This is a genomic window from Acinetobacter sp. BSP-28 (assembly GCF_044130285.1).
GTDB lineage: Bacteria > Pseudomonadota > Gammaproteobacteria > Pseudomonadales > Moraxellaceae > Acinetobacter.
In genome coordinates, this window is record NZ_JBIQOB010000012.1 from 13,872 (window position 1) to 27,335 (window position 13,464).

Annotated in this window: 11 protein-coding genes; 4 read left to right on the forward strand and 7 right to left on the reverse strand. The window is 42.2% G+C overall.

The window, feature by feature from the left end:
- Positions 1–159: 159 nt before the first annotated feature.
- Positions 160–744: a YceI family protein gene (locus tag ACE01R_RS10255; protein ID WP_086175873.1), complete on the forward strand. Its 585-nt coding sequence runs from the start codon at positions 160–162 to the stop codon at positions 742–744.
- A 74-nt stretch (positions 745–818) separates the two neighbouring features.
- Here ACE01R_RS10255 and ACE01R_RS10260 read toward each other — a convergent pair whose 3' ends face one another.
- The gene (locus ACE01R_RS10260; protein ID WP_395551011.1) at positions 819–1,538 is read right to left on the reverse strand and encodes a glutamine amidotransferase; all 720 of its coding nucleotides are present in this window, start codon (positions 1,536–1,538) and stop codon (positions 819–821) included.
- A 143-nt stretch (positions 1,539–1,681) separates the two neighbouring features.
- Entirely contained in the window at positions 1,682–3,193 is a 1,512-nt protein-coding gene (locus ACE01R_RS10265) for an aldehyde dehydrogenase family protein (protein WP_395551012.1), read from the reverse strand.
- Positions 3,194–3,394: 201 nt separating this feature from the next.
- Here ACE01R_RS10265 and ACE01R_RS10270 point away from each other — a divergent pair, with 201 nt between their 5' ends.
- A complete protein-coding gene (locus tag ACE01R_RS10270) occupies positions 3,395–4,576 on the forward strand; it encodes a transcriptional regulator (protein ID WP_395551013.1) in 1,182 nt (393 codons plus the stop codon).
- Positions 4,577–4,592: 16 nt separating this feature from the next.
- On the opposite strand, the gene ACE01R_RS10275 is transcribed toward ACE01R_RS10270, so the two are convergent.
- A complete protein-coding gene (locus ACE01R_RS10275; protein WP_395551014.1) occupies positions 4,593–5,561 on the reverse strand; it encodes an alpha/beta hydrolase in 969 nt (322 codons plus the stop codon).
- A gap of 243 nt (positions 5,562–5,804) precedes the next feature.
- The gene (locus tag ACE01R_RS10280) at positions 5,805–7,016 is read right to left on the reverse strand and encodes an iron-containing alcohol dehydrogenase (RefSeq protein WP_395551015.1); all 1,212 of its coding nucleotides are present in this window, start codon (positions 7,014–7,016) and stop codon (positions 5,805–5,807) included.
- Positions 7,017–7,395: 379 nt separating this feature from the next.
- Here ACE01R_RS10280 and ACE01R_RS10285 point away from each other — a divergent pair, with 379 nt between their 5' ends.
- Positions 7,396–7,671 carry a hypothetical protein gene (locus ACE01R_RS10285; RefSeq protein WP_395551016.1) on the forward strand — a complete coding sequence of 92 codons (276 nt, stop codon included), beginning with the start codon at positions 7,396–7,398 and terminating at the stop codon, positions 7,669–7,671.
- A 134-nt stretch (positions 7,672–7,805) separates the two neighbouring features.
- Here the strand turns inward: ACE01R_RS10285 and ACE01R_RS10290 are convergent, their stop codons facing one another.
- From ACE01R_RS10290 to ACE01R_RS10300, 3 genes are all read right to left on the reverse strand, one after another.
- Positions 7,806–9,884, reverse strand: a complete 2,079-nt coding sequence (locus tag ACE01R_RS10290; RefSeq protein WP_395551017.1) for a TonB-dependent receptor plug domain-containing protein — start codon at positions 9,882–9,884, stop codon at positions 7,806–7,808.
- A 175-nt stretch (positions 9,885–10,059) separates the two neighbouring features.
- Complete coding sequence (locus tag ACE01R_RS10295) at positions 10,060–11,061, reverse strand: ABC transporter substrate-binding protein (protein WP_395551018.1); 1,002 nt, start codon at positions 11,059–11,061, stop codon at positions 10,060–10,062.
- Between the two features lie 3 nt (positions 11,062–11,064).
- Positions 11,065–11,652, reverse strand: coding sequence for an ANTAR domain-containing response regulator (locus ACE01R_RS10300; RefSeq protein WP_395551019.1), 588 nt, complete (start codon positions 11,650–11,652; stop codon positions 11,065–11,067).
- Between the two features lie 448 nt (positions 11,653–12,100).
- On the opposite strand from ACE01R_RS10300, the gene ACE01R_RS10305 reads away from it, so the two are divergent.
- Positions 12,101–13,447, forward strand: coding sequence for an MFS transporter (locus tag ACE01R_RS10305; protein ID WP_395551020.1), 1,347 nt, complete (start codon positions 12,101–12,103; stop codon positions 13,445–13,447).
- Positions 13,448–13,464 lie beyond the last annotated feature (17 nt).

Genomic DNA, 13,464 nt, shown 5'->3' on the forward strand with positions numbered 1-13,464 from the left:
TTATCATTATATTAAACGAATAAGATTGCATCGTTTCATTAATTTATCTTAATTACCTAGAGATTGTTCTATTCTTGCAACATATCGTTTTATCTGTATCAGTGAATTAAAATAAGAAATGTATACACTAACAACCATTCCAAAGCGAGATAACTACACATGAATTTCAAAGCAATAACTTTAGGTCTGGCAGTTGCATCAGTGGCAACTTTGTCTCTAGCAAAACCGGTTGCCTATCAAATTGATCCAACCCATACCGCAACAGTATTTAGTTGGAACCATTTTGGATTTTCTACTCCATCTGCAAACTTTAGCGACATTCAAGGTACCATTAACGTAGATAATGCAAAACCTGCAAATTCATCTGTTAATGTGACTATTCCTTTATCGAGTTTAAATACCAACGTAAAAGCATTGGATGAGCATTTAAAAACAGCAGATTTTTTTGATGCAGCGAAGTATCCAAACATCACATTTAAAAGTACTAAAGTTCAAGCTTTAGGTAAAAACAAATACAAAATCACTGGTAACCTTACAGTGAAAGATGTGACTAAACCTGTAGTTTTAGATGCAGTGTTAAATAAGCAGGGTGTACATCCAATGACTAAAGCTGAGTCTATTGGTTTCAATGCGACGACTTCATTTAACCGTTCAGCATTTGGCGTAGGCGCTTATGTTCCGAATGTGGGCGATAAAATTACGGTGAACATTACCACCGAAGCATCTGTTCCTGCGAAAAAATAAGTACCAATTAGCTTATAAAAAAGCACCATATAAATGGTGCTTTTTTATTTCTTAAATTCACATTTAAAGTTTGATTAAATTGCGGCAACTTCTTTTAGATAATTTTGTAATACAGCTTGAGCCTTTGATTCTAAGGTAGTCGCATATGCTTCATTGTCGGTGCGTAAAGCAGGAATGTTGATTTCGGCTTTACGTAATTCGCAGGTATGGCCAATGAGCCATTTTTCCAGACTGTCTGCTGCAACTTCAATATGGAATTGCAAAGCCAGAATATTTTTCCCGATTGAAAAAGCCTGATTGGGGTAAATTTCTGAACTTGCCAATAATTCAGCCTGTTCAGGCAAATCGAAAGTATCGCCATGCCAGTGTAATACTGGAGTATCAATTAAGGGTGAAAGCAGGTTATTTTCGGCATTGGAAAGACTTAATCTGCTCCAGCCAATTTCCTTTTGATGCCCTGCATACACTTTGGCACCCAAGGCATGGGCAATCAGCTGAGCACCTAGACAGATGCCAAGAGTGGGTAAGTTTTCTTCTAAACGCACTTTTAGTAAGTCTATTTCTTGTTGTAAGAATGGATAATCATCTGTTTCATAGACACCAATCGGCCCACCTAAAATAATGGTCAGGCCTTTGTGCTGCAGTGCTTTAGTTAAGTCATCTACACCCGCTTCAAAATAACGTACCCGAAAGCCAAGCTGATAGAAAACATCTTCCAATGCACCCAGGTCTTCAAAGGCAAGGTGTTGAATGGCATAAATGGTGTCGGGAAAGTCTGGAGATGCTGTAGTCATGCTATTTTTCTAAGCTGTCAGGAATAAGAGCAATTTAGCTTGAATAGTCAGAAAAATGAATATTTCTCTGTTGATTGTTTGCAATTTAAAGCAAAAAAAGCGAACCGAAGTTCGCTTTTGCAATACTTGATACAACTTTATGTTTAGAAGAAGCCCATTGGCTTGGTGGCATAGCTCACCAGCAAGTTTTTGGTTTGCTGGTAATGATCAAGCATCATCTTGTGGTTTTCGCGTCCAATACCTGATTTTTTATAACCACCGAATGCCGCGTGTGCAGGGTAGATATGATAACAGTTGGTCCATACACGACCGGCCTCAATTGCACGACCTGCACGGTAAGAGGTATGAGCAGAACGAGACCACACCCCCGCACCTAGGCCATAAATAGTGTCGTTGGCAATCTTGATGGCATCATCAAAATCTTTAAAGGTGGTCACTGCGAGTACTGGTCCAAAAATTTCTTCCTGGAACGTTCTCATGTTATTGGTGCCTTTGAAAATGGTCGGTTCAATGTAGAAACCTTGGCCAACTTCATGACGTGCTTCACCACCCGTCAATAGTTCAGCACCTTCTCCACGGCCGGTTGCGATACATCCCAAAATCTTGTCCTGCTGTTCTTGAGAAGCCTGTGCCCCAATCATGGTCTCTGTATCGAGTGGATGACCGGTCTTAATGCGTTTTACCCGCTCTACTGCCATCTCTAAGAACTGGTCAGCAATACTTTCCTGAATCAATGCACGTGACGGACAGGTACAGATTTCCCCTTGGTTCAGGGCAAACATGGTAAAGCCTTCCAGCGCTTTTTCTAAGTAGTCATCTTGCTGAGCCATAACATCTTCAAAGAAAATGTTTGGTGATTTACCGCCTAGCTCTAAGGTTACCGGAATAATATTTTCGGTTGCATATTGCATGATCTGCTGACCGACAGCTGTTGAGCCGGTAAATGCAATTTTGGCAATACGTGGGTTGGTAGCCAATGGGCGGCCCACTTCAATGCCATAACCATTCACAACGTTTAAAACGCCTTCCGGTAGAAGGTCTTGAATCAGTTCAACCAGCACCAGAATGCTGACTGGAGTTTGTTCAGCTGGTTTGAGCACAATACAGTTACCCGCAGCCAATGCCGGAGCCAATTTCCATGTCGCCATTAAAATAGGGAAGTTCCAGGGAATAATCTGTCCAACCACTCCTAAAGGCTCATGGAAGTGGTAGGCAATGGTGTCTTCATCAATTTCTGAAATGCCACCTTCCTGTGCGCGAATACAGCCGGCAAAATAGCGGAAATGGTCAATCGCTAAAGGAATATCTGCCGCCAGGGTTTCACGGACCGGTTTGCCATTATCCCAAGTTTCAGCCACTGCCAAAAGCTCCAGATTGGCTTCTAAACGGTCAGCAATTTTTAACAGAATATTTGAGCGGGTCGTTGGGGAAGATTTATTCCATTGTGCTTTGGCTTTATGCGCTGCATCGAGTGCCAGTTCAATATCTTCAACACTTGAGCGTGGGACTTTGGTAAAGGCTTTACCATCAACAGGAGAAATATTGTCAAAGTATTGACCTTTTACCGGGGCAACCCATTGACCGCCAATAAAGTTTTCATATTGGGCTTTAAACTGAACTTTTGAACCAGGTTGATTAGGATCGGCATAACGCATATGAATTTTCCTTTGCTTATTTTCGTGTTTTAAACTGCATCTACAGCTTTGGTATAAGGTACTTTTGTACATTATTTGATTAGCATACAGGGAATAAGGTTGGAGAAAGGTTGGATACAAGAAGGTTTACAAACTTTTCAAACAATCTTAAAAATAACGATTACAGTGGATGTAAGTCATGAATTGTTGTGAGAATAAGGAATGATGAATAAGCAAAATTTGATGCAAAAAAGGCTTAAAATTGATCAGTTTAGGCAAAGTAGTAGTTTATCTCCCTTGCATGCGGAACAGTTGGGACAAAGCATTATCAGTTCCTGGCAACGCTCTACTTCTGCTGAAATTCCAAAAGATCGTGCTGCTGCGCCATTGGTTCATTTACAAAAAGAAACCTATCCCACAGCTTTAGAACATGCCTTGCAACATTGCGCACAGGATTTAAAACATATTGCCGAGCAATCTTCCATGGTGCTAGCAGTGGGTGATATCGGCAGTACCATCATCTGGACAGCATCCAGTCCACAAATGCAGCGTGCAGCAGAAAGTGTGCATTTTATCGAAGGCGGCCAGTGGCGCGAGGAACTGGTCGGAACCAATGCTTTAGCTTTATCCTTAAAAACCCAACAGTCGAGTTGTGTATTCTCCAATGAGCATTACATGTCTTCTATTCACGATTGGGTTTGTTATGCAGCACCGATCATTGATCCCTATTCAAAACAGGTTTTAGGAGTCATTGACCTGTCAACCACCTGGCAAAAACATAATAGTTTGGGTTTGCTTGCCGCTGAACGCTGTGCCTCGATTATTCAATCTGCATTACTTGAATATCAAAAACAGCGATTGTTTATCCGGGCTTTTTCCGTGCCACAAGTGTTGTTTAATGGCAAGGTCTTGGTGCTCACACCACGACAAATTGAAATTTTGACCATATTGGCCTTATGTCCGCAAGGCTTAAGTCTGGATAGCCTGCATCAGGCACTCTATGGCGAACGCAAAGTCAGTATCGGTACTTTAAAAGCCGAAATGTCACAATTGCGCGATATTTTAGGCGGCATGTTGGGGTCTAGACCCTATAGATTATTAGCACATGTTGAGGCTGATTTTTTACTCACCGAACAATCGTTAGATGCCGGATATATCGATTCGGCCTTAAAACTGTGTACCGGTGTTTTTCTGGCAAAAACCGAAAGTCCATTTTTATGTGCATGGCGGGATTGTCTGGAGTCGCGTTTAAGTGATGCCATTTTTAAAGCCAACGAGACTGATGTTTTGCTTAAACATGTGGCACATTTTCCAGAAGCAATTGATGCGGTGGAGCGTTTAATTGAACTTATGCCCAAAACACACCCCGTGCATCAAACCTTACTTAAATATAAAGATAATTAATATTGCACAATTATCTTTATAAGCCTTTCTGCTTTAACCATTCAAACAGTTGGTGATAGACATTTTCGCGCACCGATTTTTCCGACAGCACCAGGTCATGTAAACCATTTTTTATTTCTCTGATGGTGACATCGCCTTTCATTTTTTTGGCATATTTGTCTATATGTTTGACATCTAAAATTACATCACTGGTTTGTGCATATTTATGCCATTTTTTCGGATTTTTGCTTTGATGCGAATGCATCACTAAAGTCGGGATATTTAAGCTTACACCTTGATGAATTTCCTTTTGCGCTTCATAAATTGCCCGTACAAAACTCAAGCGAACCATAGGGTAAGTCTTGGGTTTCCATTCCAGATTAAAGTCCCATTCTCCCTTTAAGCTGTTGTGCAAACTGGTCACATACCATTTATTCAGTTCGCTGGGGAATTTTAAATCCGGGCAGATTTTACCGACGCGACTTAAATTGGGCAGGCCCAGTTTTTTCTTGATTGGGTTCATATTAAAGTCATAAAAGGGGCTATTGACCCAAAGCGCTTTAATTAAAGGATGATCGGGATGATGGGCTGCATAAAGTGTTGTGGTGAGGCCACCCGTTGAATGTCCACAGAGCAGAACCGTATCATGACCTTCTGCGCTAATAATGTCTAAGGCTTGGGTAATTTCTGCATCATATTCAGCAATTTCGCGTACGTTATAATATTTTTGATGCGGCAGATGAGAACGTCCATATTTGCGCAAATCCAGCGCATAAAAGTCAAAACCATGCTGGTTAAACCGTTCTGCCATTTCAGTTTGGAAAAAATAGTCGATAAATCCATGAATATATAAAACTGCTTTCTGTGTGGACTGCACTGTTTTTTTTCGGATTAAGGTTGCAGTGACTTGTCCTTCATAATCATCGGGAAAATCCAGGGTGGCTTGTTCATAGCCTTGACCTAGTACATCCAGTTGATAAAGTGGTTCGATGGTGCCATTTGTCATTTTTATACTCTAAGCAGGATTTATTTTCTTTTATCCTTCATGATGCTTAAAGATTTGTCAAATTGAATTCTTTAAAAAAAAGAAGCAACCATATTCCTGATCCCGTGTTATACAGGGGCCAAGGAATCAGTTGAGGAAACAGCCGGTTCAAGACTATTTCCTCAACCGCTCCAGATTGGAGCGGGAATGCTGGTTGCCAAAAATGTAAGTCACAAGATAGGAGAGAAGACTTACATGGAGGTATTACATTGCTGCTTTAAAATCGACTACCGATGCATTGGATTTTAAAGCTGCCTTAAAGATATCGACCACTTGTGCATGTGTGGCTTTACGTGGGTTGGTCAGCATGCAGGCATCTTTTTGCGCATTTTCCGACATGATGCCTAAATCAGCTTCTTTAACGCCTAATTCAGCTAAACCTGATGGAATACCAATTGAGGCAGAAAGTTGACGAATGGCATTGATGGCTTCAAATGCAGCTTCAGTCACCGTCAGTCCTGCAGTGTTGACTCCCATAAGCTGGGCAATTCTGGCATAACGGTCAGGGCAGGCAATCAGGTTAAATTCACATACATGTGGCAACAAGATTGCATTACATACGCCGTGTGGCAAGTTGTAGAAACCACCTAACTGATGCGCCATCGCATGTACATAACCGAGTGAGGCATTGTTGAATGCCATACCGGCAAGATATTGCGCATAGCTCATGGCATCACGTGCTTCTAAGTTATCACCATTGGCTACCGCAGGGCTGAGCCATTCACTAATCATGCTAATGGCTTTTTCTGCACAGGCATCGGTAATCGGATTGGCAGCTGTAGACACATAAGCTTCAACAGCATGCGTCAATGCATCCATACCGGTTGCTGCAGTGAGGGCTGCAGGTTTGGCCAGCATCAGTTTAGGATCATCAATGGCGATCAGTGGTGTACAACGCCAGTCGACAATCGCCATTTTTACATGAGTATCGGTATTGGTAATAATACAGAAACGCGTCATTTCAGAGGCTGTACCTGCTGTGGTATTAATCGCAATCAGCGGAGTCATCGGGACGGTACTTTTATCAATCCCCTCATAATCACGGATATGACCACCACCAGCCGTTACCAGACCAATGCCTTTGGCACAGTCATGTGATGAACCGCCACCCAAAGACACAATAAAATCACAGCCATGATCATTATAGGCTTGTACACCATTATGTACGTTGATGTCGGTTGGATTTGGCTCTGCGCCAGGAAAAATGTGACTGTCTACACCAGCTTCTGTCAGGTAAGCTGCAATGGTATCTGCGACACCAAATTTGAATAGACCGGCATCGGTCACAATCAAGGCCTTTTTTGCACCTAAATTTTGTGCCTTTGCACCAATTTCTTTGGCACAGCCCGGTCCGAAAAGTGAAACACAGGGAATATAAAAACCGTTTGTTTGATCTGCAATATTTTTAAAAGCCATGGTGCGATTCCTTCTACCATTCATTGTATTATCGGTGACCCTCACCGTGAGTTGAGTATTCAATGAAGCTTAAAAAAATCCCACCTACCAAAAACCTACCATTTAAAATTTTTAGATTTTAGGTATTTTTCTATGCCGGGATTGTGGAAATTTAAATGCAAAATTAAAATAGATGAAGGGGTTGGAATTACATTGAATGAGTGATACAACTTTTAAAATGAAAGATAATCTAAAAAAAACTTTTTTTAAGGATAAGAAAAGGGTTAACGGCAAATCTGAAAGTGCTATATAACTAGGCTGCTTTTATGAATAGATTATCTTTTACTGAGAAAACAATATTTTATTTATGTGATTATTGTATTAAATATTAGGGGGGTGTATGGAAGCCACACAAAATAAAGATGCCAAATTATTACATGCCATACATAAAATTTTACTGCAGGAATGGGATCCCTTAGGAATTTGCTGTAATCCGTCCATGCGGGATGAATATGAGGATTATTTACCCAAAATTTTTAATATGCTGAACGAAAATGCCAGCGAGTCTGAAATTTTTGATTATCTATGGCGCATTGAACATAAGGTCATGGAACAAAAAGGAAATAAACAACATACTTTAAGAATAGCGAGTTTGCTTAAGGCACTGCTAGTTTAAAATTTATTTGAATAGGAAAGCTGAATAGCCCATAAAAGATTTATGCTTATCCACTTAAGCAAAAACAGGCCTGGTTACAACGAACAGCTTGCTATAAAAAACCGGTGTCTGGCACCGGTTTTTTATATTTCAGTTTAGAATTTCTTTTCTACACTGATGAGTACACTTGGAATGGCCTGATTCACCCGTGACTCATACAGGCTGCCATCAGATTGGTTGTTTAAGCGCTCTTTATAATCTGTGCTAAAGATATTGCGTGCATTTAGACTAGTGGCCCAGCCATCATCAAAGCGTTTGGTTACACTGATATCCATATTCACCCGTTCATTGCTGGTACGGTCATAGGGCTGATTATCCAGGGCACGGGTAAATTCAGGCACGTAGTTTAGATTGACACTGGTCGAAATACGCCAAGGCTGATAGTTATAAGATACACCCGCACTGGCTGTATAAGGCGCAACATCACTGACCAGGCGTTCCTGATGATTTTCATCTTCAACTTTGGCACGCACAGTAGACAGTTGCCCATTCAACATGAATGAATGGCCATTTTCGGTTTGTTTCAAGGCATAACGTCCAGCAATTTCAACACCATAAGTAGAGGCATTGTCCTGGTTGACAGGTCGTTCTACAAAGCGTGTGCCTTCCTGACGAATCACTTTTTCGACGTAGTCATCAATTTCGCGTTGATATGCGGTGATGTTGAGGCCACCTGCGGGCGTGTTGTAGCCCAAAGTCGATTCAAAGGCAGTAATTTTTTCAGGACGTAAATTAGGATTACCACCACGATCTGGATTGTTCAGACTACCAGCATCACTGTCTGTAGACACTGAAACTGTTGGCAATAAACGGTCTGCTTTAGGACTACGGAAAGCCTGGCTAATATTGGTTTGTAATGACCAATGATCATCAAAGTCAAAACGATGTGCCAAGACTGGACTTAAGTGGCTGTCACTATAATCCACTAAACCAGAACGCTCGATCCATTCTTGACGGGCACCTAAAGTCACGGTTTGACGATCAGTAAATTTCCAGCTACCTTCGGCATACAAGGCATAGAGTTGTTCATCCAAAGTCTGGCTGACATTGCTTTCAAGCTCGTTGTTTCGTGCATCTGCACCAAACTTCAGCTGTCGAGTTTCATCGAATTTACGCACGCCATCATAAGCCACACCATATTCATTAACCGTTTCATCAGTATAATTGCTGAAAGAAGGAGAGCGGGTCGATTCGGTTTCATTCTGCTGTTCTACAGAAAGACGAATCTTGTCTGAATTGCCTTTGTCTTTACGTTCATAACGGGTATTCAAACGAATACTGTCATTTTTATCATTTTGCGTCTGATCGCCACGTGAGCCGTTACTTTCATTGTTGCGATAGAACAATTCGGCAACCAGTTTTTGCTGGTCATCCAGTTCATATTCAACACGGGGTGCTAGCATTTGTGACTTGCGTTCCGTCACACGTTTTTGTTCGCGGCTTTGGCTGCTGGTCTGGGTTTGCGTGATCGAGGTGGTGTCATTCCACATTTGATTGGCAGACAGGCTGTATAACCATGCATTATCCCGCCCATCCATTTGTACACTCAGGTTTTTACGTTCTTCTTCTTTCTGCTCAGATTTTGCCAAGCCATATCCAGCTCGGACGGTTCCGCCTATACGGGCATTATCCAGCGGTTCTTTAAGAATAATATTGATGACCGCAGAAGATGCCACAGAGGCCTGAGCGACACTTGGCTGTTTGGTAATTTCAATACGTTCAATCATGTCGGGGGTGATGCTGTCGACGACAGACATGCCACCACGTGGACCGCCTTGAACAGGTTCACCATTGATCAGGAATACCGGAGCACTGCCGCCACGAAAACGCATACCTGAAGCACCGCCGCCACCTCGTGGGCCTTGTCCCGGTGTTGGCATTTGAAAACCGGCAGCACGACGTAAGGCATCATTCACCGACTGATCGCCGAATTGCAGCATTTCTTCGCGAGTGACAATGGTTTTAGCGACTGCGCTGATATCCTGATCTTTGAACTGGGCAGGTGCTGCTTCAAACTTTAAAGTGGCTAGTGTTTGTACCGGATCTGTTTGGAGGACAGTGCTGTCTGTTGGGATTGTATCTGTTGCGCTATCCGCAGCCCAAGTTGGAGACATAAAAGTAAATAAAGCACAACTTAATGCACTTAATTTCCAACGCGATTGTATGCGTTTCATTATTGAATGTTCCATATGTCATTTTATGCGTAAGATAACGTAAAAATATGGAGAAAAATTGTGGAAAATAGCGCAAATAAAAATAAAAGATTAAAGGCAGATTTAGCTGAAATAGACCTAAAATTAATCATTTAGCCCCGCAGCTTATTTTGAGGAGTAAACAGGGGGCATTGACTCAATCTTGATGGTTGAAAGATAAAATACAGTTCTGGCTGATCATTTCAATGTTTTCATCGCTGATGCTGATCTGGTCCCATTTCACCATTTGCCGAATCAGCCATTGAAAATCCTCAGTTTTGGGTTCTGAGGTTTCATCGACAAAGTGACGGATGATATTCTGGATAGAATGAAACTTTTTCACATGTATGCTGTCAGAGCATTGAAACTGGACAATATTAAAGTCAACCAGCATCTTCCAGACTTCAGTATAGTCCTCCAGAATCTGCAATTCTTGTTGTGCTTTTTCAATGGCAGTCACTAAAGCGCGGTGAGTATGAGGATGTTGAGCTGCCCAGTCGGACGTTACGGCCAGGACCTTATCTGCAACCTTGGGAATAATGTCCTGACTGCTGGCCACAATCTGGCTGATGCCCAACAGTTCACCTTGGGTGTTCCAGGGTTCACCGACACAAAAACCATCAATCACATGATTGCCCAAAGCTTCGACCATATAAGGGGGCGGGAGAATGGTAAGTTTGGTGGTTTGAGCGACCTCAACATTGGCAAGCGCGAGCCATTCTCTTAAACAGTAATGATGAATCGACTGTTTAAATACATGCGCCAGTTGAATTGATTGTTGCGCTTGTATGGCAGAGACTACTTTCTCTGCCGATTGTTGGGCATTATCTTGCGCTGAAATTTGCAGGTCAAAACATAATTTTTGACTCAGGCTGATGAAGGCGCGGTTATGACTCAGCACCAGTGCAGTCTGGAAAGGAATACCCAGCTGGTCTTCACCCAGCGCTGCGGCAGGAAGCATGGCAGACAGGCAATGTGCTGCATCTAAAAAGCCAAAGGCCAGGCGGTCTCTTAAACTGGCCCATGAGGTTTCCTTGACTAAAGTGATATCCAGACCCAGCTCATCAAAGAAGCCACGCTGTTTGGCCCAAAGGATGGCCACACAGTCAAGCAAAGGAATGTAGCCAATCTGGATTTTGGTTTTTTCTAATGCTGTCATGGCCTAATCCTTGAATTGGTTTTGTAACAGTTGTTGGGCATCCAATAAACGCCGTGCCATTTCTCCAATGGTCATGCGGTGGCTCATGGCATTTTTTCTGAGTAATTGAAATGCCTGTTCTTCAGTCAGGGAATGCAATTGCATCATCAGCACTTTGGCTTTCTCTACCACTTTACGGTCGGCCAGTTTGTTTTTGGTATCTTCAAGATCATCCAGCAATTTTTTATGTTTGTTAAACTGCGCAATCGAAATTTCTAAAATGCTTTGCAGTTTGGCCGGATCAATGCCATCGACGATATAAGCCGTGACCCCTGCATCAATGGCACTTTTAATGGTGTCTTTATGACTGTTTTTCGTAAACAGCACAGTGGGCAAATCGAATTGGCTGACACAACTTTCAACAATGTCACGATGTGGATGATCCATGTCCAGTAAAATGACATCTGCATGTAACTGTTCCAGACGAAACAAGCTTAAATGGTCGATCGTCAGGCAGGCAACCACCTCGAAATGGTGTTCGATCAGGGAAGCCTTTATATAGTTGGCACGTTCTTGATCGTCATCAATCAGTGCAATTTTAAGTTTTGGCATATTGAGCTAAATACCATCAAGCAAAGCCAGAAAAATTTCTATCTAAGCGAAAGCAATTTAAATGCCAAAATTATTAAAACTTTAATTTTGTTATAAAAATCAGATATAAAAATTGAATATACCGTGTTGTGCACTGTCTTGAAGCAAAAATGCGCTACGAGGAAGCACAAAAACAGTGGCTAGAAATAGCCAGTGGGTTGTTCAGACGAGCAGATGCATAAATGAATTTGTGCGAAAAACATTAAGTAGTAAATAAAAAATGATAAAAAATAAAAAGTTAAAAAATATTGTTTTATTGTTGGCACAGTCATTGCTTAATCTCTTGTGAGTCAAAGACGACTCTAAAAAATTTGTAAGACGGCCAACGACGTCCGTTCTGATCGAATCTGCTATGTAGCTATCTGCATAACAGATGACCCAATGCGTTCAGTTCAGGAAGGAGAAGGTTATGTCTTCAAATTTATATGAAAAAAAAGCAACAAAAATAAGTCTTTTTAGTTTTAACAGCGCGGCGATGAGAGCCTTCCACATGAGTTGGCTCGCCTTTTTTGTCTGCTTCTTTGCCTGGTTTGCCTGTGCACCGCTCATGCCTGTGATTGCAGGTGAGTTTCATCTAACCAAAGACCAGATTGCCAATATCAATATTGCCGCAGTGGCAATCACAATTATTGTGCGTCTCATTGTTGGGCCTTTATGTGACAAGTATGGTCCACGCAAAACCTATACCGCATTGTTAGTAATCGGCAGTATTCCAGTCTTTGGTGTGGCTTCTGCCAACAGTTATGAATCATTCCTGTTTTTCCGCTTACTGATTGGTGCGATTGGTGCCAGCTTTGTCATCACCCAATATCACACCAGTATCATGTTCGCACCGAATGTGGTTGGTACTGCCAATGCTGCATCAGCAGGCTGGGGGAATGCGGGTGGTGGTGCAACACAAGCGCTTATGCCATTAATGCTTGCTGCCTTGGTGATGTTTGGTGTGGAACAGGCAATGGGCTGGAGAATTGCGCTGATTGTTCCAGGTTTGATGATGCTGATTGTCGGTGCGTTGTACTGGAAATTTACTCAAGACTGTCCACAAGGCAACTTTAAAGAACTTCGTGCGCAAGGCATCCAAGTCGGTAGTGAGAAAAAAGGTGGCATGGTGATTCTGATGCACGCTGCACGCAACTACCGTGTCTGGATTCTGTTCGGCGCTTATGCCGCTTGCTTTGGTATTGAAATCTTCATTCATAACATCGTGGCGATGTACTACGTCGAACACTTTAGCTTTGGCTTAAAAGAAGCAGGTTTGGCTGCAGGGATCTTTGGTTTGCTGGCATTGTTTGCCCGTGCATTGGGTGGAATTGTTTCAGACAAGGTAGCAACTAAAAAAGGTCTAGATGGTCGTACTAAAGTATTGTTCGGCATGATCCTGATGGAAGGTCTGTTCCTGATCTTGTTCTCACAAATGAATACCGCAGTTCTCGCAATTCTTGTTATGACCGTATTCGCACTATTTACCCATATGGCTTGCGGTGCAACGTATGCACTGGTTCCTTTCATTGACCGTGATGCTTTAGGTGGTGTAGCCGGCATTATTGGTGCAGGCGGTAATGTGGGTGCAGTGGCTGCAGGATTCTTGTTGAAAGGCATGCTGGATATTCAGACCTGTCTTATGGCACTGGGTGGATTGGTGGTGATTGCAGCAAGCTTTGTATTGATGATCCGCTTCTCTGTAGAACATAAAGAAAAAGAGCAAAAACTGTTTGAACAGGCAGTGCTTGAACGTAACAACATGGCTCAAGGCTAAGTAAAAAAGATTTAGGA

Bases quoted from the DNA above. Each gene is read 5' to 3' on its own strand.
- ACE01R_RS10270 (WP_395551013.1), top strand. From the start codon at position 3,395: ATGATGAATAAGCAAAATTTGATGCAAAAAAGGCTTAAAATTGATCAG.
- ACE01R_RS10305 (WP_395551020.1), top strand. From the start codon at position 12,101: ATGTCTTCAAATTTATATGAAAAAAAAGCAACAAAAATAAGTCTTTTT.
- ACE01R_RS10255 (WP_086175873.1), top strand. From the start codon at position 160: ATGAATTTCAAAGCAATAACTTTAGGTCTGGCAGTTGCATCAGTGGCA.
- ACE01R_RS10275 (WP_395551014.1), bottom strand. From the start codon at position 5,561: ATGACAAATGGCACCATCGAACCACTTTATCAACTGGATGTACTAGGT.
- ACE01R_RS10280 (WP_395551015.1), bottom strand. From the start codon at position 7,016: ATGGCTTTTAAAAATATTGCAGATCAAACAAACGGTTTTTATATTCCC.
- ACE01R_RS10295 (WP_395551018.1), bottom strand. From the start codon at position 11,061: ATGACAGCATTAGAAAAAACCAAAATCCAGATTGGCTACATTCCTTTG.
- ACE01R_RS10265 (WP_395551012.1), bottom strand. From the start codon at position 3,193: ATGCGTTATGCCGATCCTAATCAACCTGGTTCAAAAGTTCAGTTTAAA.
- ACE01R_RS10260 (WP_395551011.1), bottom strand. From the start codon at position 1,538: ATGACTACAGCATCTCCAGACTTTCCCGACACCATTTATGCCATTCAA.
- ACE01R_RS10285 (WP_395551016.1), top strand. From the start codon at position 7,396: ATGGAAGCCACACAAAATAAAGATGCCAAATTATTACATGCCATACAT.
- ACE01R_RS10300 (WP_395551019.1), bottom strand. From the start codon at position 11,652: ATGCCAAAACTTAAAATTGCACTGATTGATGACGATCAAGAACGTGCC.
- ACE01R_RS10290 (WP_395551017.1), bottom strand. From the start codon at position 9,884: ATGAAACGCATACAATCGCGTTGGAAATTAAGTGCATTAAGTTGTGCT.